A 26187-nucleotide genomic window follows, 5' to 3' on the forward strand; every position below is an offset into this window, starting at 1 on the left:
GCGGGGTGTTGCCGACGCGTATGAGGTTCTCGATACGCCGACGATAGGTGGCGGGCTCTGGTGGAGCCTCGGCGTATTCATCCCGGACTCACCTGTGTGATGGGAAAGTTGAAATAGGTGTCCGGGTAGGGCTCGTCCTTGAGCGTGTAATGCCACCATTCGCAGGCGTAGGAGCTGAATCCGCTGGTCTCCATGATGGAGCGAAGACGCCTGCGGTTGTCCGCCGCGGCTTGCGAGATTCCTTCCGCACTGTGGTGCGAGATCGAGTCCATCAAGTCGTGGTCGCCGCCCATGGCGGCGAGGTCGCCGCTTTCCAGGTGGTACAGCGTCAGGTCGACGGTGCTGCCGCGGCTGTGGCCCGACTTGGCGGCCACGTATCCGTTCTCGAACATCTCGGGCCGGTCGATATTGGGGTAGTGGCGGTGCTTGGTGCGGCCGTCCTCCGGCTGCTCCGACCAGCGCAGGAAAGAGTCCACGGCACGTTGCGGACGGTAGCCGTCCCAGAGAAGGAGGCCGAATCCGTGCGTGGCCGCCTCTTCTCGCGCGCTCTGCAATGCCGCAGACAGGGCCCTCGTACCGACGATGCGATTGGCCAGGTATCCGTCGACCGGTTTTCCGGTGAAGTTGTCCCAGGTGGCGTACTTGGCATCCCAGCGGACCCCGGGCATGTACTCGTCTATGAAGACGAAGTCGTTACGCATTGGCCTGCTCCGTCGGAGTCAGGCGCCGGGCGAGCGTCCCGGTCACCAGGCGGTCGATCACTTCGGACAGCGGAACTCCGGCGGCGGCCATCATCCTCGGATATCGGCTGTACGAGGTCATGCCGGGGAATGTGTTGACCTCGTTGAGGACGACCTGTCCGTCATCCTTGAGGAACAGGTCCACGCGGGCGAGTCCGCTGCAGCCCAGGGCGCGGTAGACGGCCTTCGCCACTTCCTGGACGCGTGCCCGGGATTCAGCCGGAATGTCGGCGGGGACGATCGGCGTCGAATTGTCGGAGCCGGTCTCGGGTTCGTCCTCCTGGTGGACCCGGAAGAATCCGTGGGACAGGGCGATGCGGTCGATTTCTCCAGCGGTCAGGTCCGTTCCGTCGCCCAGGATGGCGCAGCCGACCTCGCTGCCGACGACCGCTTCTTCGACCAGGACTTTCGTGTCGTACCGTCGGGCGACGTCCAGCGCGGCCGGCAGTTCCTCCGCGTTCGTCACCTTGCTGACCCCGAAGGATGATCCCGAGCGGGCCGGCTTCACGAAGACGGGATAGGTGAGCCGGTCGGCGTCGATGTCCTCGCCCGCCGTGACCGTCCAGAAGTCCGGCGTGGCGATTCCGGCGCCGGCGGCGACGGCATAGGCGAGGGACTTGTCCATGCCCAGCGCGGAACTCTGGACATCGCAGCCCACGTACGGGATTCCGGACAGTTCGAGCAGGCCCTGGATCGAGCCGTCCTCCCCGAGCTTGCCGTGCAGGACGGGCACCACGACATCCAGGCCGATCGTCTCGTACTTCCCTTGATCGAGGACGAGCAGTCCGCGCACGCCGCGGTCCGGGGACAGCGCGGCGGGCTGGTATGCGCCGCTCTCCCAGTCTGCGGTGGGGCCCTCGCAGAGTTTCCAGGCGCCGTTGCGCGTGATGCCAATGAAGTACGGCTCGTACTTGTCCGGGTCGAGGTTATGTGCGATCTCCTGCGCGGACTTGATGGAGATGGTGTGTTCCTCCGAGCAGCCGCCGAAGAGGATTCCGACCTGAAGCTTGGCCTTAGGCATGCTGATTCCTGCTTTCGAATTCCAGGCAGTTGGTGATCGAGTTCTCGACCGTGTCGCTCAGGGCGCGGTCCGTGTAATACGCGGTGTGCGGGCTGATGAACGCGTTCGGCATTTCCTGTAGCCGCAGCAGTGGCTTGCTGTCGATGGGCGCGTTCCGTCGGTCGGCGTAGAACACGCCTTCCTCGCCCTCGACGACGTCGAGGGCGACACCACCCAGGCGTCCGTCCTCCAGTGCCTCGACCAGCGCGGTCGTGTCGATGAGGGCACCGCGGCCGGTGTTGACCACGAACGCGCCGGGTTTCATCCGCTGGATGCGCTCACGGTCGAGAAGGTGGTGCGTCTCGGCGTTGAGCGGCGCATGGAGCGTGACGACGTCGCTCGACCTCAGCAATTCATCGAGCGGCATCTCGTCGCCGGGGTCGCCGGATTCACCGGTACGATTTCCGTACGCCAATATCCGGCATCCGAAGGCGCGGAGCCTGTCCATGACGGCCGTGCCGATGCGCCCCGTTCCGACCACGCCGACGGTCAGGTCGCGCAGCTCTCTCCCCCGTACGTCGTGCAGCCGGTAGTCGTGCACATCCGCGCGGCGGACGGTGGACTTGGCGTGGCGCACCGTCATCAGCAGCATCATCACCGTGTAGTCGGCGACGCTGTCGGGGGAATAGCAGACGTTCCCGACGGAAATGCCCACGCGGCCCGCATAATTCACGTCGATGTGGTCGTACCCGATGCTTCTTGTGGAGATGTAGGAGACGCCGACTCGGCTCAGCGCACGAAGTGTCGCCGGGGTGATCCGGGTCTTGTGCCCCACACTGGTGCACCGGTTTCCGGATGCCAGATGGGCGGTCTCCTCCGACACCGCGGATTCTGTGATCGTGGGCGTCACTCCGAATCGGGGCGCCAGCTCCCGGAACCGTGCGGCTTCGTCCCGCCCGCATCCGAAAGCGGTGATTCCCACTGGTTCGCTGTAGGTCATGCCTCCATTCAAGGAAACAGGGTGTTGCTGGCGCGTATGCAGTTTTCGATACGCCTCCGATACGTTGTCACCCGCTTTGCCGGCCCGCGCGGTGTTCGCCCAGCAGGCCACCAGCCGGTCGCGGTGGCTGTTCGCGGTGAACGGCGCCACCCCGGCGAGCCGGTCCAGGTCGCCGGCCGTCCAGGCGCGGCCGTCGAGGGGGGCTAGGCACATGGCGGCGCTGGTGCGCTCCGTCAGCAGGGCACCCAAGGCGGCTGGGCCGGGCTCTTCCGCGAAGGTGTCGGTGCTGGTCACTCCGGCCATAGTCGGCGGGCGACGCGGCATGCCCGTGTTCCTGTTGACCACGGGCATGCCGAGGGAACCGCCAACCTCGCCCCGATCTCCTCCGCTTGGGTCCTGGGCCAGAACGTGGTCCTTGGCCTCGGCGATGCGAGCCAGACGGCGCGCAACCTCGCCGTACGCACCGAGCCGGTGCTCAACGTCGCCGTGCTGGATCTCTGGGAACAGGTGGAGCGCCGCCCCGCTCACCCGGGGTCGACCCGGTGCCGGAGAGTAGGCACGCGGCATACCGGTACGAACCCGACAAGTTCGCGCCGCTGGCTTCACCCCCGCCGACGCCGATCTCGTGACCCCGCCACGCGTCGCTGAGTGCGCCCTTCAGCCGGAGGCGCGCGCCTGCGCGCTCACGCCGGGTGGGGAGGGCGGCTTCTTCGGAGACCGCCGCTCGCACCGCGTGAGGCCGCCGGGACGCCGACCAGCGGCTGCGGTTACGACTGGTCACTGACGCCGGACGACACCATGGACCAGGTCGAGGGACTGCCCGCGCGGTAGGCTGCACTGGTCGAGGGACGCCGGGGCAACGAGCGGCATCCGGAACTCGGCTGGAACATTTCGGTATACGTCAGCCACGCCACGGACAGCCTGCGCAACTGGACCGAGTGACTGGCCGGAGCACACCTATCGGGGTGTCCGCCGCCCTTGAGGCCCACGTGGTGCTCGAGCACACCGAACGCGGCATCCAGCGCGCCGAGGACGTGGCGCACAACAATGCCCACGGTGCCGCGCAGCACGCGTGGGACATCCGGCAGATCCTGGCGTACGTCGACACGGACGCCCCACCCGCGTAGCGGCTGGGGCCGTATCACGACCGCGGGGACGTGCGCGCGGGCAGTTCCACCGTGATGCGCAGGCCGCCGGTGTCGCGCGGGGTGAGGGTGAGGGTGCCGTCGTGTGCGCGAGTGATGGTTGTGACGATTGCCAAGCCGAGGCCGACGCCCGCCTGGTTGGCGTGGATGCGCTCGGTTCCCCTCTGGAATGGTTCGGTGAGCGTCGAGACCAGGTGTGGAGTCAGTTTCTCGCCGGTGTTTTCGACCGTGAGCATCACGGTGCCGGGGTGGGCGCTGGTAGTAACCCACACCATGCCCTGTTCGGCCAGATTGTGGACGATCGCGTTGTGCACGAGGTTCATGGTCAGTTGCAGCAGGAGCGCCGGCGATCCGCTCGTGGGTGTGATGTCGCCGCGGGTCTCGATGGTGACACCGTTCTTCTCTGCGAGGGAGAGCAGCGTTTCGGTGGCTTCTTCCGCCATGAGGGACAGGTCAACCTGTTCTCGGGTAAAGGACCGCTGGCCGGCTCGGCTGAGCAAGAGCAAGGCTTCAGTGAGGTCGACCGCTCGAGTATTGACAGCTTGGAGGCGTTCGAGGACTTCGCCGGTGTCCTGTGCTGGATCGGTGCGGGCCACGTCGAGAAGCGACTTCGAGATTGCCAGCGGGGTGCGTAGTTCGTGCGAGGCGTTGGCCGCGAATCTCTGCTGCTCGGCTACGTGTGCTTCAAGCCGTTCAAGCATCGCGTCGAAGGCGTCGGCAAGTTCGCGGAACTCGTCCTGGCGGCCCGGCATCTGGATACGGTGCGAGAGCGATCCCATAGCGGCCGTGCGGGTGGCGTTGGTGATGCGAGCCAGGGGGGCGAGCATACGGCCGGCGAGGATCCATCCCCCTAGGAGGCCGAACACGAGGAGGAACACCATTACTGCGGCTGCCGTTGGCGCGAAACCCTGCACGAAGTCGGTGACCGGGTTTCTTTTCCATGCCCCCTCTTCGTTGGTTTGCAACCACCCCTGTCGCAGGAGGAACACTCCTGCGGCGGCGAGCGCCAAGGCACCGGCGAGCATGAGGAATCCGGCGTAGCTGAGGGTGAGCTTGAGGCGGACGCTCAATCCAGGCGCTCTATCCACGGTTCTCCCCCCTCTCTCCGGCCTGCGGCTGTGCATCGATTCGGTAGCCGACGCCGGAGACCGTGGCGATGATCCACGGCTCACCGAGACGCTTGCGCAGTGCTGAGACGGTGATGCGCACAGCATTGGTGAACGGATCGGCGTTCTCATCCCACGCGCGCTCCAGAAGTTCCTCGGCGCTGACGACACCACCCTCGGCGGCGATGAGGACCTCGAGTACGGCGAACTGCTTGCGCGTCAGCGCGACGTAGCGGCCGTCCCGGTAGACCTCGCGTCGGAACGGATCCAGCCGCAGCCCCGCGATCTCACGGACCGGAGGCCGGTTGTGGGCACGCCTGCGGTCGAGCGCCCGGAGCCTGAGGACGAGTTCCTGCAGTTCGAACGGTTTCGTGAGGTAGTCGTCGGCGCCGAGTTCGAAGCCGGATGCCTTGTCGTCGAGGCGGTCGGCCGCGGTCAGCATGAGGATCGGCATGCCGCTGCCCGAGGCGACGATGCGTTTGGCGATCTCGTCACCGGAAGGGCCGGGGATGTCGCGGTCGAGGACGGCGATGTCGTAGCTGTTGATGCGCAGCATTTCCAGGGCGATGTCGCCGTCGCCCGCGAGGTCGGCCGCGATCGCTTCCAGGCGCAGGCCATCGCGGATGGCTTCCGCCATATAGGGTTCGTCCTCGACGATCAACACACGCATACTCTCGATGGTACGAGCGGGCATATATCGTCCGCGTATCAAAAACCGCATACGCGCCGACAACACCGCCAGCATCTGTCAGTGAGCGATTTCCAACTTCAGGTTGAGGCGTGGTGGAGGACCAGGACGGCCTTCACGATGTCGGTGATGCGGTTGGTGCTGCATCGGAGCTTCCGGAGCAGGCGCCAGCCCTTCAGGGTGGCCATGGCCTGCTCGCCGAGGCAGCGGATCTTGGCATGACTGCTTGGTACGCCTCGTCCGCCCAGCACTTGAGCCCCGCATCGGAGAGGGCCTCGACGATTCCGTGCTGCCGGGCGGCGGTCAGATCATGGGTTGAGCCGGGCAGTGCGGGAGAGGCCCCGGAGGAGCCGTCCGACCGGATCGGTGAGGACCTGGACGTTCATGCCGTGCCGTTTGTGCTTCCCCGAGTAGTACGGGGTGTCGGCGGCGATGCGGTCGAGCGGCAGCAGGGTGCCGTCGAGGATGACGAACGCCTTTTCCCGGATATCCTCCATCGCCTCGGCCAGGGACGGCGCGAGGGCGGCCAGCGCCTCGATGGCCTCGCGTATGTAGCGGAACATGTTCGCGATCCCGATGCCGCACCCGGCGGCGAGCTGGGCGTAGGTGTCGCCGCTGCCTAGCGGCAAATTGCCTGCTCAGATGCCGCAGGGTGTTGCTGGACAGATCGATCGAGGACGGGTAGACAAGCACGCGAATCTCCTGGCGGACACCGGGTGATCTTGGGTCAGCTCCACGAGGTTGGAAAACGCTCAATGCCTGAAGAAGGTTTCAAGCAAGCGCTTGCAGGGTTCCAAGCGGACAGCGTTCAAGAAGGGCCAGCATATGGACAAGCCCGGATCGACACGGTGGACCTTCCTCACCACCACGCCCGCGTTCTCCTGGTGCTTGCCCGGGAACCCGCATCGCGCATCCGCGACATCGCCGCAGTCTGCCGCATCACCGAACGCTCCACCCAGGCCATCGTCGCCGACCTCGAACAGGCCGGTTACCTCAGCCGGGAACGGCACAGACGGCGCACGCACTACACCCTCCACCTGAACAACAGACTCCGCCACCCAGCCGAAGCCCACCTGCCCATCCAGGCACTGCTGGACCTCTTCACCAGCCACGGACTGAGCAAGCCGCCCATCCGCTTCGGCCACTCCTCTTCACGAGAGCGGCCACCCGGAATCAAAGGCTGGGACGACGGGCAGCCGACCGACTGCGGGGTTCGGCAACAGTCTTCAGTTTGTCTGAGCGGGAGCGACCTGCGAGTACCGGACAGGGAGGCGGGCAAGTCCGCGCAGCCAGATGCTGGGCCTCCACACGAGGTCGGCCGGGTCGGCGTCAAGGGCGATGTCGGGGCAGCGCTCCAGAAGCGTACGCAAGGCAACGGCGGCCTCCTGGCGGGCGAGTGCAGCGCCCAGGCAGTGATGGATGCCGTGCCCCAGGGCCAAGTGTCCGTGGGTGTCGCGCCGGATGTCGAAACGGTCGGGCTCGGTAAAACGGCGGGGGTCGCGGCAGGCCGCGGCCAGGACGATGAGTACGCGCTCCCCGGCGGGGATGGCAGTGCCTGCGATGTTCACCGGTTCCGCGGCGAACCGGAGGGCGCAGTCCTTGACCGGGGACTCATAGCGCAGCATCTCCTCGATCGCGCCGTCGAGCAGCGTCCAGTCAGCACGCAGCTCGGCCAGCTGGTCGGGGTGGCGCAGCAGTGCGTAGCAGCCATTGGCGATGAGGTTGACCGTGGTTTCGTGGCCGGCGAAAAGCAGGAGAAAGGCCATAGCGAGCAGCTCCTCGCGGGAGAGCCGGTCGCCATCGTCGTCTGCGGCTCGGGCCAGGGCGCTGAGGAGATCCTCGCCCTCTTGGCCGGAGTGCTTGGCGTCAACGAGAGTGGCCAGGTACTGGGCCATGGCCTGTGCGGCAGCGGCCCCTGCTTCCACGCTGGTGGCGGTGACGATGTCGGATGACCACTGGTGGAAGTCGGTGCGGTCGGTGACGGGCACGCCAAGGAGCTCGCAGATGATGGCTGCGGGCAGGGGCAGTGCGAAGGATTCGATGAGGTCCGTGCGGCCGAGCGGCGCCATCGCGTCCAGGAGTTCGTCGGCTACCTGCTGGATGTGGGGGCGCAGTATCCGTACGCGGTGGTTGGTGAAGTCCTTGGCAACGAGTCTGCGCAATCTGGTGTGCTCGGGCGGGTGACTCTCCAGCATGGTCCGGTTCAGGACGCCCCGGTCCGACTCCGGCTCGCCGATACCGATCGGGCTGGTACGCAGGCAGGGATCGGCCAGCGCTTCCCCGGCCTCCTCATGAGCGAGAACCGCCCAGACCTCACCATGCGTGGTGGTGTTCACACGGTGCACCGGACCGCGTTCACGCAGGCGCGCATAGACCGGATAGGGATCGGCAGTGAAATCCGTGCCGGGCGGCGCCAGGGACTCAAAGCTACACGCTGCCATGACAGGCCCTTTCCGTGTGTGGGATATGTCAGCCGTTCGGACCCTCACCAGGCCCGATCCGGTGAACCGCCGCGCGAGCGGGAAGGAAATCCGTTGAAAGCCGTGCTGTTACCTGTCATACCGGCGAAGAGCAGTTGGTGGTGTTCCTCGCCAACTGCCTTTGTAAAACACTCTCCCTGTCCATACTCGGATTCTTGCCGCGCCCGGCGTGTTTGGCTGCTGCCCGGCGCCACACACCGCTCTGCGCCCGACGCGAGAACGGCCCACTTTCACCCCGGCGTGGAGGACAATATGCCGCACCCCTTCAGCAATCAGGTCGGCGCGATGTACGACCAGCTCACCGACCTCTCACGCACCATCCACGACGACAACCTCCACTACGGGTACTGGGCCGATCCTCAGAGCCAGGAGGAGTCCCTGGCCGAGGCCACCGACCGGATGACCGACCAGCTGATCACCCGACTGGACGCGCATCCCGGCCAACGAGTGCTCGACATCGGATGCGGCACCGGCAAGCCGGCCCTGCGGCTGGCCAGGGAAACCGGCGCCGACGTCACAGGCATCACCGTCAGCCGGCACCAGGTGGGCATCGCCAATGCCGCTGCCCGAGCCCAAGCGCTCCACCACCAAGTCCGCTTCTGCTACGCCGACGCCATGGACCTGCCCTACCCCGACGCCAGCTTCGATCACGCCTGGGCGTTGGAATCCATGCTCCACATGCCCGACCGCGGCCACGTCCTTCGCGAAACAGCACGCGTCCTGCGGCCCGGCGCCCGCCTGGTCATCGCCGACATCGTCCTGCGCGCCCCCATCCCCGACGATGACACCCAGGCTCTGATCGACCAGTTCACCTCCATCGTCCACTCCCGCGGCCTGGAGAGAATCGACACCTACCCAGCCCTGATCGAAGCAGCCGATCTGCAATTGCTGCAGCTCACCGACATCACCGCCCACACCCAGCGCACCCTGCACGGCATGATTGCCAGCTTCCGCACCATCAGGGCCCACGACGCCGCGATGAACGAAGACCACTTCACCCAAAGCCTGCGCTGCTTCGAAACCATCGCCACACTGCCCCATGTCGGTTATGCGCTCATGACAGCGCGCAAGGCCTGATACTCCACGCCGGAATCCGGGAGAAGAGGACAGAGGCCGATCACGCTTGCAGGGATCGAGCCGCGATTCCCTGCACCGCGACCTCGTCCGCGGCTCCATCCACTTCCCGTCCAGGGCCCGCCCCGCTGTCCGCCACGTCACGTTGTGCAGCCGCTGCAACGACCGCAACGACACCCCCAGCAGGTGATCCGCACGGATTGCCGTGTACAGCCCGACCTTCGACTACGAGTGGGCCTTGACCCCGTATCCTGAACACGGGTTATGCGGCTTGTGCCAATGTAGTTGGTGTGAGGTGAAAGGCGTTCTCGACGGCGATCGGTGATTGTTGTCCGAGGTGGGAGTGTCGGCGTCGGGTGTTGTAGCGGTTCAGCCATCTGAAGGCGTCGAGTCGGGCCTCGCGCTCGTTGCTCCAGCTCTTTCGTCCTTGCAGGGTCTCGCGTTCGAAGGTCGCGTTGAAGGCCTCGGCGAGTGCCTTGTCTGCACTGGACCCGACCGCGCTCATGCTGCGCCGGACCGCTGCTGACTTGCAGGCTTCGGCGAATGCCCTGCTTGTGTACTGGGCTCCGTGGTCGGTGTGCATGATCGATCCGGCGAGGCTGCCGCGGTTGCGGATCGCCGCGGTCAGGGCGTCGGTCACCAGGTCCGCGCGCATGTGGTTGGCGATCGCCCAGCCGGCCGGCCGCCGCGAAGCGAGGTCGATGACGGTCGCCAGACAGCAGAACTTCCCGCCGTCCGGCGCTGAAGTCGCGGCCGATCAGGTCCGGAGCCTTGGCCGCTGCTGGGCCGGGGACGGTGGTGCGGTGCCGACGTCGCGACCGGACCCCTTCGATCCCGGACACGCGCATGATCCTTGCGACGCGTTTGTGGTTGACGGCTTCACTGTTCTTCTCGCGGAGCTCGGCGGTGATCCGTGGGGCTCCGCAGGTGCCGTCCGATTCCTGGTGCACGGCCCGTATCCGGGCGGCCAGCTTCGCGTCCGCCGCCTGCCGGGCGACCCGGACCGTGGCCGTCCGGCGCCAGTAGTAGAAGCTGGAGCGGCTGACGCCGAGGATGGTGCACAGCCGCTCCACGCCGTAGCGGCGCTGGACGTCGGCGACGCACTGGAAGCGGTTCACCAGCGCGTCTCCCCGGCGAAACACTTCGCCGCTTTGCGCAGGATCTCGCGTTCCTCCTCGAGCTCGCGGACCTTCTTCCGTTGATCCCCAGATCGGCGGCAACCGACCTGATCGTCGCTTCCGGTCGCGACTCGTACGGCGCGGCCGCGTCCGCCTTGAACTCCGGCGGGTAGTTCTTCATGACCACGAGATGTCCGTTCTCAGATCCTCAGGATCCAGTGTCTCGTGTGTCCAACATCAGGGGTCAAGGCCCGACGACGCCTGACCCTCAACTGCACCCCTACCAAACGACACCTCGACCGATTCGAGGCAGATCTCCGGCGCGAATGGGAGCAGGTGTTCCCCAAACGCGCTGGCGCCTTCGGTGCTGGCGAGTACGGAGCCTATGCGGTCAAGGCCGGTGGTGATGCGACTGATGCTCTCCCTCGTCGTCCCAGCAGCGGCACCACGTGGAACAGTGTCATGACTTGCATAAAGGAGGGGCCGGCAGGTCGGACAGGTACAGAGCGCGTTCCTGCGGGGTGAGCTCCCGGTCTACGGCACGGCAGATCTTGCGGACGGCCTGGGCGGGAGTGGGCAGTTCACCTTCCCATAGTCGCACCGTCTCGACACCACCGGTGGCCTGGGAGCGGCCGTCCGGGCTGAGAGCCACGGCGAGCACGGGCCCGGTGTGGCTGGTGAGGGTGCGGCGGGCCTTGCCTGTCGCGGTGTCCCACAACCGCATGACTCCCGTGTCGTCCCCAGTGGCCAGGGTCCGTCCGTCCCGGCTCAACGCCATCGTGTGAACGGATCTCGTCGGGCCGGTCAGGGTGTGCCGGGGCTTTTCACCAGGTGCCTGCCACAGCCGGACTATGGCGGTGTCGCCGTCTCTGCTGCTCTCGGTGGCCAGGATATGGCCGTCCGGGCTGAACGCCGCCGCGGATACCGGCCCGATGCGGCTGGTGCGGCGGACCGTGCCCGTCGCGGTGTCCCAGAGTTTCACGGTCCCTGCGCTCGAGAGGGCGGTCAAGGTGTTGCCGCCCGGGCCGAATGCCATCGCGTGTATGGACTCGTTGGGGAGGGGCAGGGCGCGTCGAAGCGTTCCCTCGGCCGCATCCCACAGCCGCACCGTCGACCTGTCGGCAGTGGCCAGGGTGCGGCCGTCGGGGCTGAACGCCAGATCGGACACGTACCCGTTGTGGCCGGTGAGGGTGCGGAGTGTTCTGCCGGTCGTGGTGTCCCGCAAGCGCACCGTGTCGGCGTCGCTGACCGCCAGTGTGTCTGCGCCCGGGCTGAACGCCATCCCTCCGGTCATGTCGGTGGCGGCCGCGCGCAGGGTGCGCCGGAGCTTTCCGCGGGCGGTGTCCCACAGCCGCACCGTGTCCCTGTCCGCAGTGGCCAGGATGCGGCCGTCGGGGCTGAAGACCACCTCGGTGACCTCCCCCGTGTGACCGGTGAAGGTACGGCGAGGCCGGTCCGGCGTGATGTCCCATGCCCGCACGGTCCCTGTGGTGGCGAGGGCGGTCAGGGTGTTCCAGCCCGGGCTGAATGCCATGGTGGGCGTGGAGTCATGTGGGAAGGGCAGGGTGCGCCGGAGCGTCCCGTTGGCCGTGTCCCACAGCCGCACCGTCTTCTCGTCGGCAGTGGCCAGGGTGCGGCCGTCGGGGCTGAACACGGCCGCGGACACAGCCCCTGCGTGGCCGGTGAGCGTGCGGCGAGTTGTGCCGGTCGTAGTGTCCCGCAGCCGCACCGCTCCGTCGTTGCCGGCGGTGGCCAGGGTGCGCCCGTCCGGACTGAACTCCATTACGGGAGAGGGGCTCTCGAAGTCGGTGAGGGTGCTGTCCGTCTTGCCGCCGGCCACGTTCCAGCGCGTGACCACTCCTTCGTCATCCCCTTGCCCACCGTCGTCGGTGCTGGCGGTGGTCAGGGTGCGGCCGTCGGGGCTGAACACGGCCGCGGACACAGCCCCTGCGTGGCCGGTGAGCGTGCGGCGGAGCCTGCCGGTGGTGGTGTCCCACAGCTCTGCCGGTGCGGTGCCGTCACCGACGGCGAGGGTGTGCCCATCCGGGCTGAAGACCATCGCGGGCGCGACGCCGACAGAGCCGGGAAGAGTGCGGCGGACTGTGCCGGTCACGGTGTCCCACAGCCGGAGCTCAAAGATGTCAGCGGTGGCCAGGGTCCGCCCGTCCGCGCTGAACGCGGCCGCGAGCACCGGGGCTTTGCTCCCGCTCAGGACACGGCGGGGTGTACCGGTCGCGGCGTCCCACAGCCGCACCGTCTTCTCGTCGGCAGTGGCCAGGGTACGGCCGTCGGGGCTGAACGCCGACACCAGCACCGGCCGGGCGGAGACGGGCAAGCGGTACTGGCGGGCAAGGTCTGCAGCGGTATACAGGCTGGCGGTTGCCTCGTCGGTGGGGGCGGTGCGATAGGCGCCAACAGCCAGCAGCGCGGCAAGGTCGGGGTCGGTCGCCATCGCCGCGGAAGACTGTGCGGCGAGTTGCCGGGATAGAGCGGTCTGCCGGGCGGCCACCGCGCTGGCCCGCTGCCTGTCGCTGGCGCGGCTTTGCTGCCAGGCCAGCACACCGGCGGTCAGGGCCAGGACGAGCAGTACTGATACGGCGAGGGAGAACCGGCGCAGGTGCCGGGTGGTGCGGGCGGCGGCGCGCTGTTCCTGGTCGCGGGCAGCGGCGCTGGCATCCAGGAAGGCGCCTTCCAGACCCGTGAGATGGCCGTAGGGGTGGGGGAAGTGTTCTTCGGCGCTCGCCAGGCGGGTCCCTCGGTACAATGCGCCGGGATCCCGGTCGAGTCCGGCCCACACCGTGGCGGCCTCCGTCAGCCGCCGGTGGACGCGCAGGCGTTCGCGGTCCTGCGCGACCCAGCCCCGGAGCCGGGGCCAGGCAGTGATCAGTGCCTCGTGGGCCAAGTCAACGACGGATTCCTCAAGAATGACCAGACGGACCCGGGCCAACAGGTTGAGCACGGCGCAGGTGCTGGCACGCGGGTCTTCCTCCAGTTCGTCCATGTCGACGGGGCGGCGTGTGTCCGGGGTGCCGTTCCCCGGGGCGATCAGACGCAGCAGGATACGCCGCGCCGTGTCGGCGTGGGCGGGGGTCAGGTGGGTGTAGAGGGTCTCGGCGGTCTGCGCGATGGCGCCCTGCAGGCCACCGGCTGCCTCGTAAGCCTCCATGGTCAACGTGCGGCCTCGGCGTCGGCGCCAGGTCTCCAGCAGCACATGCGACAGCAACGGCAGCGCTCCCGGCTCCTCTTCCACCTCCTCGATGAGGCGCGCCGTCAATGCGCGCTCAACGATCAGGCCCTGCGCTGCGGCCGGGCGGACGATGGCCTCTCTCAGCTCGGCGGGTGTCATGCGTCCGACCGGCATACTCGCCTCCCGGATGACCTCATCCAGGCCCGGCTGGCCCAGACACCGGGGATAGAAGTCCGCGCGCACTCCCAAGACCACCCGCAACCGGCTGCCGGGGCAGCGGGCAGCCAGCAGGCCGGAGATGAACTCGTCCCGCTCGGCGGGGTCGTGGCAGAGAGTGGAGGCCTCCTCGAACTGGTCCACCACCAGCCATGTCTCCCCGGTGGCTGCCGCAGGGACCAGGATGCCGGCGTGGGTGCGCGCGGGGCGCGCGCCGGGGGTGAGGATGCGGATCGCTGCCGGGCGCAGCCCGGCGTCCTCACTCTGGCGCAGGCGCGGGATCAGCCCGGCGCGCAGGAGCGAGGACTTGCCGCTGCCGGACGGGCCGAAGACCATCGTGATCCGGTGCTGGCGGGCCAGCTGTGTCAGATGGCCGGCCAGGTGGTCCCGGCCGAAGAACAGATGCGCGTCATCGGCTTCAAAACGAGCCAGCCCCCGATAGGGGGCCTCAGCAGTGTCCTCGTCGGCGGCCGCGGCCTGAGCCTCCTCACGGGCAACGGCACGCCAGCGCCGCTCCCAGTCCTCAGGGTCTCCGCCACAGATGGTGACGTACGCCAACATCACGTCCAGAGAGGGCAGTTGCTCCCCTGCTGCGGCTCTCGACAGTGTCGAGACGGAGACCTTCACCTGCCGGGCCATCTCCCGGTAGGTGATACCGCCTGCTTCCTGCCTCAGCTTGCGTAACTCGAACGCGAATCTCTGGACCGGCCCCTGTCCGGGATCAAGGTCCGTCTCCGGGCGCCCCACCTGGTGTCCTTCCCCCTGGCACCTGCGACGGCGTCTTATCCGAACACGCCTGCCTCAGACGCGGAAGCGGCTAACTGGCCAACCAGGCCCGCCGACCTGCTTTGTTTCACGCCCGGGGCAGGGCTGTGCAACAACCCGCAGCCCAGTGAACTCAGGGCCGAAGCCGGGCGCTTCGGCCCGGGGATGCACGAGTGGCTGGGCACATCCCTGCCACTGTGCAGCGTCCGGGGCAGATCACTGTCGAACCCACGAGAGACATCGCACGGGGCTTGCCTCATCACGCCGCGGTCGCGAGGAGGGAGGGGAACGCAGCGCGTCAGCAGCGGGGAGCCCCAAACAACCACCAGACGAAATCGCACAGCTTCTGAAGAAACGAGGAGACGCATGCGCACAGGCAAGCGATGGGCGGCAATCACCGGTCTGGCCACGATGGCAGCCTCAGCCGGACTGATGCTCGGAACGTCCCCGGCCTCGGCCAGCACCAACTGCTCGTCCGGCTATCACTGCGTGTTCTACCAGGGCCTCAACGACTCAGCCCGCCACTCGTATTTCAACAACGACACCGACTTCCGCAACGACACCTTCAACCAGCTCACCGGCCGTGTGGGCGGCGGCCAGACCGTGCACAACAACGCGGTGTCCTTCAGCAACTCGAGCAACAGCGGATACGAAAGCCATTACTACACCGGGGTCGGCAGCGACTGGGGCGGGCACCTGCTCTGCGTCGAACCCGGCTCCGAGGTCAGCTACGTCCACCGGGACTTGCGGGACAGGGCCAGCTCGCTCCGGTTGCTGAAGAACAGCGGGGACTGCTATTGAGCGAACGCCCCCGCAGGTGCCGGGGGCGGCAGCGCACCACACACCGCCGCCCCCGGCACCACCACTCATCGCACCCCGACCACGGACCACGATCCACGGACCACGGAGAGAGGATCTGCCGTGCCCCTGCTGAAAGTAGGTTCCCGGGCGGGTCTCACCGCTCTGGCGCTCGCCCTCCTCGCCCTCACCGGGATGACTGCCTGGGCGCTGCACGACAGCAAGCCACCACCCGCCCGACAGTCCGCACCGCAGTCCGGTCCCGAGCCCGCCGTACTGCGCTCCCGGCTCCCCTTTCATCCCCTGCTGCACACGCCGACCAGCACCTCCCGCCGCGTGCACGAGGCCCGACAACGCCTCATCACCCGCTGCATGGCCAAGCACGGCTTCCGCTACCAGGCGCCGCCCGTCGATGCCACGGCCTCGGCAGACACCGGCTCGGGCCCGGCGCAGTTCGGCATCGAAACCCTCGGCCCGCCAGGCTCCGCCGGCCGACCCGACACACAGCCCGCAGAAAAACCCCGCAGCAAGGCATTCGGCCGGGCGCTCTACGGGGACCCGCAGCGCAGGATCTCCGCCCGCAACAAGGAGATCAGCGTGAGCCGACCCGCCACGGGCTGCGCGGCCGACGCCGAGCGACGACTGCTGAACACAGGAGGACCGCAACGCGATCTCACCCTGCGGCTGCAGCTCGACCAGGGGGAGCGCGACGCGCTGCGCACACTGGGCAAGGACTCCGAGTTCCTCACAGCGACGGCACGCTGGCGTTCCTGTATGCGGCAGGCGGGATTCACCACCGTGAAAGACCCACAGCGGCATGCAGCGGCGCTGCGCCCCGACACTCCCCTGACCGAACAACCCGCGGCCCGTGCCGATGTGACCTGTAAGCACGCCACCGGCTACCTGAAACGCTCGTACGCCAGGCTCGCCATGCTGCAACAACGCTGGCTCGACGCCAACCCACAGCCGGCGGCCGAATGGCACTCTCTGCGCCAGCGGGAGGGTGAGGCTGCCACCAAGGTACTCAAGGACGGGTGATGTTCCGGGCGGGGCAGCCGCCCGGGCACCACACCGTCCGCGCACGCACTCTGGCGGAGCGGCCGCGGTCGCACCGTGTGCCGCAGCCTCCCTTGTCGGCCCCCCGGGGCACCGACGTAGAGCTGAACGGCACGGACGGGGATGCGATCTGCGCGGGCGACCGCCGGTGCGCCGCTGGCCGTGGGCAGCGAGGACAGCCCGCAGATCACCGCCGTCGCCTCCCGTTCCGACCAGGCGGGCTGCTTCGGCATCGACACCGACCAGAAGTCCACCAAGGCGATCGCGTCCCGCGCCGACGCCCTCGCGGCCTGAATCGGCGAGCAGACCGGCCTGGCCGGATGCAGGGCCGCGCAGAATGGGCCTGCTCGAGGAGTGCAAGGTTGGCGTCGGCGTGGTGCGTGCGCACGACGGCCAGCAGGCCGCTGACGGACCGGGTGAGGTCGCGGTCGGGCGCTCGGCCGCGGCGCTAACCGGTACAGGGCTTTCACGACACTCCCCCATCACCGAGGGGGCGGGCAACAGCCCATTACGGGCGGGGTTGTTTGCCCGGGCCACACCGGATCCACCCTCAGCGCCGCGGCTCCGCGACGGTGGCCGAGGCACGGTGGACGATCCCTCAGCTGCAGGACTTCCTCGACGAATGGATCACCTGCGGCTGGCAGAACCGGCCCCACGACGGACTGCGCCACCCCGTCCTGCCCAAGGCCGCCCTCACGCCGAACCAGATGTGGGCCGCACTGATCACCATCAGCGGCTACGTACCGGTGCCGCTGACCGGGGCCCAGTACCTCGAACTGCTGCCAGTGCGCTGGCAGCCCATCACCGAACGCGGCATCCGCCTCGACTACCGCACCTACGACCACGACATCCTCGACCCCCACCGCAGCCAGCGCTCCCCCGTCTCCAGCAAAGCCGGCAAGTGGGAGGTCCACCACAACCCCCAGGACGCCCGCCAGATCGGGCGTTGCCCCTGGATCGTGGACACCCTGATCATTGGATCGTGAAGATCCGAAGGACAGGAGTTCCCGTTGGGGACGTCGAAGCATTCGTCTGAGTTCCGGGCCGATGCCGTCGCGTTGTACCGCTCGAGCCCCGGGCAGACGTACGCGTCGGTGGCCAAGGATCTCGGGGTGAACCACGAGACGCTCCGCACCTGGGTGCGGGATGATGCCGAGCAGGCCGCCGTGCCCGGCGCGGTGGAGGCCAGCGCGTTGGAGAAGGAGAGCAAGCGGCTGCGGGCCCAGGTGAAGGAGCTCGAACTGGAACGCGAGATCCTGCGGGGGGCCGCGAAGTATTTTGCGGGCGAGACCAGCTGGTGAGCCGTTTCCAGTTCGTTGCCGACCACCACGACGCCTTCGGCGTGAAGCGGCTGTGCCGGATCCTGGGGCTCTCCCGTTCCGGGTTTTACCGGCACCTGGTCGGCTCGGATGCGCGGGCCAGGCGGGCACGTCCGGACGCGGAGCTCGCCGGGCGGATCACGTCGATGTCATCGCCGCCCAGTACTTCATCGGTGCACCGACCATCCCGTTCCACAGGTTCGCGAAACACGTAGTCGCAGTCCAGCTCGCCGTACTCGCCGAACAGGTAGTCGGTGTAGAGGTCGAGCAACGTCTGCCGGACCGGGATCTCCTCGGGGTCCCGGCTCTTGCCGCGTGCCCGGTTGGCGTTGTTGTCCCGGGGCCGCAACGTCAGGGACCGTCGGTCCGTGTTGATGTCCTCGTGCCGCAGCCCCAACGCCTGCCTGATCCGGCAGCCGGTCTCGAACATCAAGGCCATCGGCAGCCGGTCCCGCGACCGCTCACAGGCATCCAGAACCTGTTGCACCTCGGCATCCGACAGAGTCCCTGGCCGCCGCTTGACCTGCTTTAACCGGGTCGGCCGTCCGGTGACTTGACGCTCGGCGATACCGGCCAGGAAGCCACCATGGTCGCCGATCGAGGTCGCCCGGCGATGCGTCAGCTGGGCGCCCATACCGACACCGCGGCGGGCGAGGAACTCGTAGAACATGTAGACGCTGTTCAGTGTGCGGTTCACCGTTGACGCCTCGCGGGCCGGCCCCTCATCGGTATCCGCCGGCCGCAGCCGTCCGGGCTGGACCGGGCGCCTCAGCCACCCGGCGAACTGGTCGACCTGTTCAGGGGGAAGCGGCCAGCAGATCAACGCCGAGGAGCTGCAGGAAGTCCAGCCACGCCTTCAGATCGAAGGCCCGAGCGCGAAGCGTGTTCGGCGAGTGCTCCCGGTCCGTACACGGCGCGAGGTAGTCGTCCAGCGGCTCGACGACCCGCCCCTCGTCGTCCACGACTGCGTACGTCTCCTGCCGCATCCCAGACCCCACGACCCGTCTCACGTACATCCCGGCCCCTCCGCAACCAGTGGATCCCTCGGATGGAGCAACGACCGTCACCGACAACGGTCATGCGCAAGCTATCGGCCGGTTCTTGGGTAATGATCCGCTGGCAGTGCCGTGGGAGGTCGTGGCGGGAGGAGGGGAGCTTCGACATGAGGGGCACCCTGTCCAGGAATACATCTTGTCTTCGGCGGTCGCCGGATCCGGGCGGGCGGCGTCGTGCGCGCGTCACGCGCCCGCCCGTACGACGGGCGCCACCACGCCGTCCCGGGTGCGCTCGGCCCAGCGGGCCACGGCGGGGGCGGCGAGGCCCGCGGCGGCCAGCAGCGCGCCCATCACCAGCCAGCCGACCCAGCCGTGCCGGACGATGAGCAGCGCGGTGACCGCCGGGGTGATGGCGGTGCCGAGCTGGGTGGTCAGGCCGAACATTCCCTGGTACTGGCCCTGCGCGTGCTCCGGGGCCAGTTCGTACGACAGCGCCCATGAGCCGGCGCTGTGGAGCAGCTCGCCGATGGTGTGGACGGCCACGCCGGCCACGAGGAAGACTCCGGCCACCCACGGTGTGCGGCCGGCCGCCAGGGCTATTACGGCGCAGCAGACGGCCAGCCACACCCCGGACCTGGCGAGTGCACGGGCACCGCCGCGCACGTCCTCGGCGCCCTTGCTGACCGGGACTTGGAGGAAGACCACCATGACGGTGTTGACCAGCAGCAGGGGCGCGAAGAGGGATATCGGGGCGTTGGTGTGCTCGGCGATCCACAGGGGCAGGGCGATGTCGAGGATGCCCGCGTTCATCATCAGTACGGCGTTGATGGCGCCGACGGCGACGAACGGGCCGTCCTTGAGCACCTGCCAGGGCGGGGCGTCCGCAGGGCGGGGCAGGGGCGGTGTGCGGTCCAGGGCGAGGAAGGCCAGTCCGGCGACGACGAACAGGGCGCCGGAGCCGATGAGCGCCAGCGTGTACGCGCCGCGGGTGTGGTGGCCGAGGACGAGACCGCCGAGCAGCGCGCCGATCGAGAAGCCGACGTTGGTCACCGAGCGCAGGTAGGCGCGCGTGGGCACCCGGTCCTTGCGGGGCACGGCGAGCGCCACGAGCGCGCCGCGGGAGGCGTTGGACGCCGCTTCGGCGACGGCCACCAGGCCCGCCGCCACGAGGAGTCCGGTGAAACCCTCGACGAGGGCGTAGCAGCAGATGGTCGCGCCGTGCAGGATCACCGAGACGATCGCCGTGTTCCGGGCGCCGAGGACGTCCGTGGCATGGCCGGCCGGGATGCTCGCGACCATGCCCACGACGGCGGCGACCGTCAGGCCGAGGCCCACCCGGGTCGCGTCGATGCCGACGGTGCGGGTGAAGTACAGGACGATGACGGCGACGACGACGCCGTTGCCGGTGCTGCGGGCCAGGGTGCTCAGGGCCAGCACCCACACCGGGCGCGTCCGGGGGAGCAAGGAACGGAGCCGGTTCGTTTTGCCTTTTTCCGACATCGGCAGCTCCTTGCTTTCATGGGTTAGTCGTGCGTAATTCCATCAGAGACGCCGCACCGTGATCAACAGAGCCCGAGCGGAGAATTCGTGATCTTCATCACATGGTTAAGGCGCCGAATCAAGCATTAAGTTATCGATTGCGCCGAAAATTATCGAGGGAGTCACATGACGCAACAGCGGACCACTGTCCTGCACATCGGCTGGATGCTGCGCGCGGTCGATGCACTGCACCGGGCGGACCTGAATGTCACCTGTGTTCTGCAACCGGGTGACCTGGAAACCGCGAGGAGCGCGTTCCCCGAAATGCGCACCGTGGTGGTGCCGGACCAGTCCAATGTCGAGGGAATACTCTCCGGGCTCGCCAGGAACTCCCTGCGCGTCCAGGACTTCGACGCGGTGTGCAGCGGACTCGAACTGTGTCTCACCGCCGCCGCGGTGCTCTCCGACCTCGGCGGCCTGACCCGCGGAGCGGCGCTCCGGGCGGTCGCCATGCGCGACAAAGAAGTACAGAAGGACCTGGTCAGGGCGGCGGGCGTGGCGACGGCCGACTGCACGAGCCTGACCGCCCCGGACGACGTGCTGCCGCGGGACGCGCGCTTTCCCGTCGTGGTCAAGCCGCTCAGCGGCAGCGGCGCGCTGGACACGTTCCGCCTGGACCGCCCCGAGGAGCTGCGGGATTTCCTGGCCACGTCCGCGGCCAAGGGTCCCTGGCTCGTGGAGGAATTCATACCCGGCACCGAATACCAGGTGGACGGTGTGGTCCGGGGCGGGGAAGTCGCTTTTGTCTCCGTGGCGCGCTATCTGGAGAACATCATCGATATCCACGAGGGTGGGCTCGTGGGCTGCACCGCGCTTAAGCCGCATCATCATCCCGAACTGTACGCGAAGGCGACCGACGTCGCCCGTAACGCGCTCAAGGCGCTGGACCACGCCGACGGCGTATTCCACATCGAGGTTTTCGACCGGTCCGGAGAAATAGTTTTCGGGGAATGCGGCGGCCGGGTCGGTGGTGGCAGGACCGATGAGGTCGTGGAGCGCACTTTCGGGGTGAATCTGCACGACGAGTGGGTGCGCGGGGTGCTGGGGCGCCCCTCGGCCGTCCCCGCCGCCCGCGCCGCCGAGAGCGGCGCGGTCCACGGTGATCTGCACCTGCACGCACCGGCAGGAGCGGTGCGCGAGGCGCCCTCCGTCGACGAGGTGCTCGCCCGGCCCGGCGTCGAATACGCCGAGGTCCGCATCGCGCCCGGCCAGACCATGCCCGATGTCACCGCGGCCTCCTATCTGCGGGCCGGTGTGGTGGTGCTGTCCGGTGCCGACGACACGGAGGTCACGAACCGGTCGAAGGAACTCGCCGCCTGGTTCGCGAACCGGGTGGTGCTGGAGCCCCAGGAGCCGTCGGACGGCGCCTGAGGGGAAGGGGCCTGCGGGGAAGGGGCCTGCCGGGGGGGCGGCGGCACGCTGCGGGATGGCCGACGGATGCCGGGCCGCCCCGCAGCGTGCCGGGCGCGACGATGTCCGTGGCGCCCGGCGTCCGGCCGTGTGCCGGGGCTGCAGGGTCCTCAGCCGCCGTGTTCCCGCAGCAGGCGTGCCGCCGTGTACCGGAGCACCCCGCCGACCTCGAAGTAGGCCACCTCGCGGTCGGTCTCCAGTGCCGCGACCGCGTCGAACTCGGTGACGGTGCCGTCGGCGCCGCGCACCCGCACGGTGGCCTTGCCGAGCGGTGACAGGTCGCAGAGGCCCAGCAGGTCGATCTCTTCCGAGCCGTCGAGGCCCAGCGTGCCGGCGTCGGTCCCGGCCGGGAACAGCAGCGGCAGCACCCCCATCCCCACCAGGTTGCTGCGGTGAATGCGCTCGAAGCTCCGGGCCAGGACCGCCCGTACGCCCAGCAGCGCCGTGCCCTTGGCGGCCCAGTCGCGGGCACTGCCGCAGCCGTAGTCCCGGCCGGCGACCACGATCAGGGGCACGCCGTCCGCCCGGTAGCCCTCGGCCGCGTCGTGGATCGACTCCAGCTCGCCCTCGGGGCCGCGTCGGGTCCACGAGCCCTCGCGGTCGCCCGCGAGCGCGTTGCGCAGCCTGGGGCTGCCGAAGGTGCCCCGGACCATGACGTGGTGGTTGCCGCGGCGCGCGCCGAAGCTGTTGAACTCCGCCTCAGGGATGCCGCTACGGGCCAGATGGCGGCCCGCGTCGCTGTCCGCCCTGATCGTGCCGACCGGCGAGATGTGGTCGGTGGAGACCGCGTCCCCCAGCAGCGCGAGGATCTTGGCGCCGACCACGTCCCCTTTCGGGGTCGGCTCCGCACCGGACGGTGCGGGCGGTGCCGTCAACGGGTCGATGTAGGGCGGTTCCAGGATGTAGTCGGAGTCCTCGGGCCAGGCGTACAACTCCCCCTGCGGCGCGTCGAGCGCCCGCCATCGAGCACCGCCGTCGTAGAGGTCCGCGTACGCCTCCTCGTACAGATCGGGCCCCACCGCCGTGCGGACAGCTGCCCGCACCTCCTCGGCGGAGGGCCACAGTTCGGCGAGGAATACCTCGCGTCCTTCAGGCGTGACGCCCACCGGCTCCGTGGTCAGGTCCCGCATGACCGTGCCCGCGAGGGCGTACGCGACCACCAGTCCCGGCGAGGCCAGATAGGCGGCCTTCACCTCCGGGTGCACGCGGCCCTCGAAGTTGCGGTTGCCGCTCAGCACGGCCGTGCCCAGCACCCCGGTGTCGACGGCACTCCTGGCCTGCGGCAGCAGGTCGCCGCTCATGCCGTGGCAGGTGGTGCAGCCGAAGGCCACCACGTGGAAGCCGAGCTTCTCCAGGGCGGGCAGCACCCCGGCCCGGCCGAGGTAGGCGGGCACGGTGCGACTGCCCGGGGCGAGGCTGGTCTTGACCCAGGGGGGCACCTGGAGGCCGAGGCGGACGGCGGCCTCGGCCACCAGCCCGGCCGTGAGCATGGAACCCGGGTGCGAGGTGTTGGTGCAGCTGGTCAGGGCGGCGATGAACACCGCGCCGTCGTCGGGCCCGGCACTGCCCGGGGCCGGACGTCCGGTGCCGTGCGCCCGCGTCAGACTGCTCGGGACCGCCCGCAGGGGCACCCGCTGGTCGGGCCGCGCGGGGCCGGCGACGCACGGCTCGACGTCGCCGAGCTCGACCGTCAGCTCCTCGGTGTAGCGCACCGCCGTCCGGGCGTCCCCGGCCCGGAACAGCCCCTGCGCCCGCAGGTACCGTTCGGCCAGCGCCACTTGGGCCTCGGGCCTGCCGGTGGTCCGCAGGAACCGCAGGGTCTCGTCGTCGACCGGGAAGAGCGCGGTGGTCGCGCCGTAGTCGGGCGCCATGTTGGTGACGGTCGCCCGGTCCGGCACGGTCAGCTCGGCGCATCCCTCGCCGAGGAACTCCACGAAGGCGCCCACCACGCCGTGGCCGCGCAGCCGCTCGGTGAGGGTGAGGACCAGGTCGGTCGCGGTGCTCCCGGCCGGCAGCCGGCCGGTCAGCCGCACGCCGACGACCCTCGGGGCGGGCAGCAGCACCGGCTCCCCGAGGAGCACGGAGGTCGCCTCGATGCCGCCGACGCCCCAGCCGAGGACGCCGAGCGCACCGACCATCGGGGTGTGCGAGTCGGTGCCGAGCACCGTGTCGGGGCGGGCGAGCCGCGGCCCCGGGCCATCGGTCAGGGTGACCACCTGCGCCAGCCGCTCCAGGTTGACCTGGTGCACGATGCCCGTGCCCGGCGGGACGACGCGGAACCCCTCGAAAGCCTGCTCGGCCCAGCGCAGCAGTGCGTAGCGCTCGTGGTTGCGGGCGAACTCCCGGTCGGTGTTGAACCGCAGGGCGTCGGCGGCGCCCGACCGGTCGACGCGTACGGAGTGGTCCACGACGAGGTGGGCGGGTACGGCCGGCTGGACCGCCCGGGCCGGCAGGCCGCTGCGTACGGCGGCGCCGCGCAGCGCGGCCAGGTCGAGGACGACGGGTACGCCGGAGAAGTCCTGGAGCAGCACGCGGGCGGGCTGGAAGGCCACGGTCCCTCCCTCGCTGCCCGGCGGGCCGGGCCGGGTGAGCGCGCGCAGCGCCTCGGGGCCCGCCTTGCCCGCCGAGACCAGGTGCGCGGCGTTCTCCAGCAGCAGCCGCACGGTGTAGGGCAGGGTGTCCAGGTCGACGCCGGCCGCCGCCGCCGTCTTGCGCAGCGGGCGGTACGCGATGCCGGAGTCCGGCGCGTCCAGCGGTTCCGGTGCGGCGACCACCGCGGACCCGGTGATGTCTTGCTCGTTCACGAAGGAACCGTCTCCTCGTTCTGGGGTCGGGCCACCTCGGTGCCGGCCTGTTCCAGCCAGGCGCCGAGGCTCAGCAGGGGAAAGACGAGTCCCGTCGCGCCGGGGTCGCCGTCGGCCACCTGCCGCAACACTTCCCGCAGCGCGTCGGAGCGCAGGCCCACGGCGGTGAACAGCGCTTCCTGGCCGGCCAGCCGGCCGGTCGCCGCCGTCCGGTGACCGTCGGTCAGCCAGTCGGCCACCGGGGCCCTGAAGGGCTTTTTGACCTCGGTCCGCCAGCGCGGCAGCTCGCGCGCGTACGCCTCGCGGAGCGGCACCTTCGTCTGCCCGCCCCGGACGAGGCCGGCCATCGGATACGACCGGCCGAGCGCGGGCAGGCCGCCGTGCAGGAACGGCGTGCGGCCCTCGACGCCCTCCGCCATCAGCAGGTGGTCGGCGCGGCGCAGCAGCGGTTCGAGGCTGTGCGCGTACTCGAAGTCGCGTACCACCTCGGCGGCCGGCCGGCCCCTGGCCTCGGGCAGCGCGGCCCGCAGCGCGTCCAGCGCGACCGCCGCGGCCTCCTCCCCGAGCAGGGCCCGTACGAGTGCGGTGCGGTGCGGCGTGACGTAGAACTCCTCGGCGTCGGCGAGGTCCGGGAGGCCGAGGTAGCTGCGGTAGCCGCCGAAGACCTCGTCGGCCCCCTCGCCGAGCAGCAGCACGACGATGCCCTCTTCGCGGGCCAGCCGGGCCAGTGCCGCGTACATGGGGACGCTGGTCATGGCCGTCGGTTCGCCGAGTACGGCGGCCGCGTCGGCCACGCCCGCGAGCAGGTCCGCCGGGCCGAATCCGGTCCACCGGTGCCGCCAGCCGCGCCAGGCCGTGCCCGGCAGCGACAGGTCGGCGACCTGCCGTACGCCGTCGCCGTTGCCCTCGGGTACGACGCTGACCGTGGCCAGGTCGTCGATGCCCCGGCGGGCCAGTTCCAGCGCTACGACGGTCGAGTCGAGACCGCCGCTCAGGGCGAGCCCGAGCGGCCGGTCGGAGACCAGCACCCGGTCGACGGCACGGGAGACCGCCGCTCGGATGCCGTCCGCGGTGGCGGGCCAGCCCGGTGTCCCGGTGACGGCGAACGGGGCCGCCGCCGCCCGTACCGTCTCGGTGCGCCCCTCCTTCAGCAGCAGGCGGGTGCCCGGCGGGACCGGCTCGATGTCCTCGTACCAGCTGCCGCCGTCCACCACCCGTCCCAGCAGGAGGAACTGCGCGACGGCGGCGGCGCGGATCCGCGCCGGGCCGAACACGTCGAGCAGGGCCGGGATCTCCGAGGCCACCGCGACGCCGTCCCGGTGGCGCCGCAGGTAGAGCGGCTTGATGCCCAGCGGGTCGCGGGTGATCTCCAGGGTGCCGTCCGGGGAGCGCCGCACCAGCGCGTACATGCCGTCCAGTGCGTGGCACCCCTGGTCGTGGACGGCCTGTGCCTCGTCCGGTCCGCCCCTCGGCACGGTCGCGTCGGACGCGCCGGACCGGGCGCCGGGTCCAGCGGCGTAGACCTCGCCGTTGTAGGCGTGGTGCGTGCCGTCGGAGCCGTCCGGGAAGGGGACCGGGTCCGCCGGGCGGCTGCGCACCCGCAGCCGGCACATGGCCGCCGCGGACAGCGTGTCCCCGACCACCCCGTGCCCGTCGGGCCCGCGATGGGCGAGGCGCAGCACCACGCTGCGGGCGAGCCGGGCCGCGTCCCGGCCTGGCCCGGCCCCTCGCGGGGCCAGGCTCACTG

General features: G+C 69.4%; 19 protein-coding genes and 4 pseudogenes. 9 read left to right on the forward strand and 14 right to left on the reverse strand.

The genetic code is table 11. The annotated features are described in order from the left end of the window. Positions 1-77 precede the first annotated feature (77 nt). Genes vanX through ACWDVB_RS09830 form a run of 3 tightly spaced genes read right to left on the reverse strand, consistent with a single transcriptional unit; the run spans position 78 to position 2740 of the window. Entirely contained in the window at positions 78-701 is a 624-nt protein-coding gene (gene vanX, locus ACWDVB_RS09820; RefSeq protein WP_451514395.1) for a D-Ala-D-Ala dipeptidase VanX, read from the reverse strand. Further along, complete coding sequence (gene vanA, locus ACWDVB_RS09825) at positions 694-1761, reverse strand: D-alanine--(R)-lactate ligase (RefSeq protein WP_451514394.1); 1068 nt, start codon at positions 1759-1761, stop codon at positions 694-696. Before vanA ends, vanX begins: the two co-directional genes overlap by 8 nt. After that, positions 1754-2740 carry a D-isomer specific 2-hydroxyacid dehydrogenase family protein gene (locus ACWDVB_RS09830; RefSeq protein ID WP_451514443.1) on the reverse strand — a complete coding sequence of 329 codons (987 nt, stop codon included), beginning with the start codon at positions 2738-2740 and terminating at the stop codon, positions 1754-1756. Before ACWDVB_RS09830 ends, vanA begins: the two co-directional genes overlap by 8 nt. A gap of 965 nt (positions 2741-3705) precedes the next feature. On the opposite strand from ACWDVB_RS09830, the gene ACWDVB_RS09835 reads away from it, so the two are divergent. Beyond that, positions 3706-3867 carry a hypothetical protein gene (locus ACWDVB_RS09835; RefSeq protein WP_451514393.1) on the forward strand — a complete coding sequence of 54 codons (162 nt, stop codon included), beginning with the start codon at positions 3706-3708 and terminating at the stop codon, positions 3865-3867. 14 nt (positions 3868-3881) lie between these two features. Here the strand turns inward: ACWDVB_RS09835 and ACWDVB_RS09840 are convergent, their stop codons facing one another. From ACWDVB_RS09840 to ACWDVB_RS09850, 3 genes and pseudogenes are all read right to left on the reverse strand, one after another. Continuing rightward, positions 3882-4973, reverse strand: a complete 1092-nt coding sequence (locus tag ACWDVB_RS09840) for a sensor histidine kinase (protein WP_451514392.1) — start codon at positions 4971-4973, stop codon at positions 3882-3884. Further along, on the reverse strand, positions 4966-5661 hold the full coding sequence (locus ACWDVB_RS09845; protein WP_451514391.1) for a response regulator transcription factor: 696 nt from the start codon (positions 5659-5661) through the stop codon (positions 4966-4968). The genes ACWDVB_RS09840 and ACWDVB_RS09845 overlap by 8 nt, the downstream gene beginning before the upstream one ends. Positions 5662-5759: 98 nt before the next feature. Further along, positions 5760-6372: pseudogene (locus ACWDVB_RS09850) on the reverse strand (transposase family protein). Positions 6373-6434: 62 nt separating this feature from the next. Here ACWDVB_RS09850 and ACWDVB_RS09855 point away from each other — a divergent pair. Beyond that, positions 6435-6632, forward strand: a pseudogene (locus ACWDVB_RS09855) (hypothetical protein); the annotation flags it as partial. A gap of 273 nt (positions 6633-6905) precedes the next feature. On the opposite strand, the gene ACWDVB_RS09860 reads toward ACWDVB_RS09855, so the two are convergent. Next, positions 6906-8015, reverse strand: a complete 1110-nt coding sequence (locus tag ACWDVB_RS09860; RefSeq protein WP_451514390.1) for a cytochrome P450 family protein — start codon at positions 8013-8015, stop codon at positions 6906-6908. Positions 8016-8411: 396 nt separating this feature from the next. On the opposite strand from ACWDVB_RS09860, the gene ACWDVB_RS09865 reads away from it, so the two are divergent. Further along, the gene (locus tag ACWDVB_RS09865) at positions 8412-9236 is read left to right on the forward strand and encodes an SAM-dependent methyltransferase (protein ID WP_451514389.1); all 825 of its coding nucleotides are present in this window, start codon (positions 8412-8414) and stop codon (positions 9234-9236) included. A 259-nt stretch (positions 9237-9495) separates the two neighbouring features. Here ACWDVB_RS09865 and ACWDVB_RS09870 read toward each other — a convergent pair. Together ACWDVB_RS09870 and ACWDVB_RS09875 are read right to left on the reverse strand one after the other, a co-directional pair. Continuing rightward, positions 9496-10538 (reverse strand): annotated as a pseudogene (locus ACWDVB_RS09870) (DDE-type integrase/transposase/recombinase). Between the two features lie 273 nt (positions 10539-10811). Continuing rightward, a complete protein-coding gene (locus ACWDVB_RS09875) occupies positions 10812-14501 on the reverse strand; it encodes an nSTAND1 domain-containing NTPase (protein ID WP_451514388.1) in 3690 nt (1229 codons plus the stop codon). A 384-nt stretch (positions 14502-14885) separates the two neighbouring features. Between ACWDVB_RS09875 and ACWDVB_RS09880 the strand changes: the two genes are divergently transcribed. From ACWDVB_RS09880 to ACWDVB_RS09900, 5 genes and pseudogenes are all read left to right on the forward strand, one after another. Further along, entirely contained in the window at positions 14886-15320 is a 435-nt protein-coding gene (locus ACWDVB_RS09880) for a hypothetical protein (protein ID WP_451514387.1), read from the forward strand. 120 nt (positions 15321-15440) lie between these two features. Next, positions 15441-16355 (forward strand): hypothetical protein, encoded by a 915-nt coding sequence (locus tag ACWDVB_RS09885; RefSeq protein WP_451514386.1) that lies wholly within the window; start codon positions 15441-15443, stop codon positions 16353-16355. A 141-nt stretch (positions 16356-16496) separates the two neighbouring features. After that, on the forward strand, positions 16497-16667 hold the full coding sequence (locus ACWDVB_RS09890; RefSeq protein ID WP_451514385.1) for a hypothetical protein: 171 nt from the start codon (positions 16497-16499) through the stop codon (positions 16665-16667). Positions 16668-16945: 278 nt separating this feature from the next. Next, positions 16946-17359, forward strand: coding sequence for a hypothetical protein (locus tag ACWDVB_RS09895; protein WP_451514384.1), 414 nt, complete (start codon positions 16946-16948; stop codon positions 17357-17359). A gap of 24 nt (positions 17360-17383) precedes the next feature. After that, positions 17384-17841, forward strand: a pseudogene (locus tag ACWDVB_RS09900) (transposase); the annotation flags it as partial. On the opposite strand, the gene ACWDVB_RS09905 reads toward ACWDVB_RS09900, so the two are convergent. The 3 genes from ACWDVB_RS09905 to ACWDVB_RS09915 all read right to left on the reverse strand — a co-directional run bounded on the left by ACWDVB_RS09905 (position 17760) and on the right by ACWDVB_RS09915 (position 20187). Then, complete coding sequence (locus ACWDVB_RS09905; protein WP_451611956.1) at positions 17760-18362, reverse strand: tyrosine-type recombinase/integrase; 603 nt, start codon at positions 18360-18362, stop codon at positions 17760-17762. The pseudogene ACWDVB_RS09900 and the gene ACWDVB_RS09905 overlap by 82 nt on opposite strands. A 127-nt stretch (positions 18363-18489) precedes the next feature. Next, positions 18490-18678, reverse strand: coding sequence for a hypothetical protein (locus tag ACWDVB_RS09910; RefSeq protein ID WP_451514383.1), 189 nt, complete (start codon positions 18676-18678; stop codon positions 18490-18492). Between the two features lie 252 nt (positions 18679-18930). After that, positions 18931-20187 (reverse strand): MFS transporter, encoded by a 1257-nt coding sequence (locus ACWDVB_RS09915; RefSeq protein WP_451514382.1) that lies wholly within the window; start codon positions 20185-20187, stop codon positions 18931-18933. Between the two features lie 165 nt (positions 20188-20352). Between ACWDVB_RS09915 and ACWDVB_RS09920 the strand changes: the two genes are divergently transcribed. Next, positions 20353-21597 carry an ATP-grasp domain-containing protein gene (locus ACWDVB_RS09920; RefSeq protein WP_451514381.1) on the forward strand — a complete coding sequence of 415 codons (1245 nt, stop codon included), beginning with the start codon at positions 20353-20355 and terminating at the stop codon, positions 21595-21597. Positions 21598-21746: 149 nt separating this feature from the next. On the opposite strand, the gene acnA is transcribed toward ACWDVB_RS09920, so the two are convergent. Both acnA and ACWDVB_RS09930 read right to left on the reverse strand, forming a co-directional pair. After that, entirely contained in the window at positions 21747-24440 is a 2694-nt protein-coding gene (gene acnA / locus ACWDVB_RS09925) for an aconitate hydratase AcnA (RefSeq protein WP_451514380.1), read from the reverse strand. Continuing rightward, positions 24437-26185 carry an asparagine synthetase B family protein gene (locus ACWDVB_RS09930; RefSeq protein ID WP_451514379.1) on the reverse strand — a complete coding sequence of 583 codons (1749 nt, stop codon included), beginning with the start codon at positions 26183-26185 and terminating at the stop codon, positions 24437-24439. Before ACWDVB_RS09930 ends, acnA begins: the two co-directional genes overlap by 4 nt. Between the last annotated feature and the right edge of the window lie 2 nt (positions 26186-26187).

Source organism: Streptomyces sp. NPDC003379, from assembly GCF_053589195.1.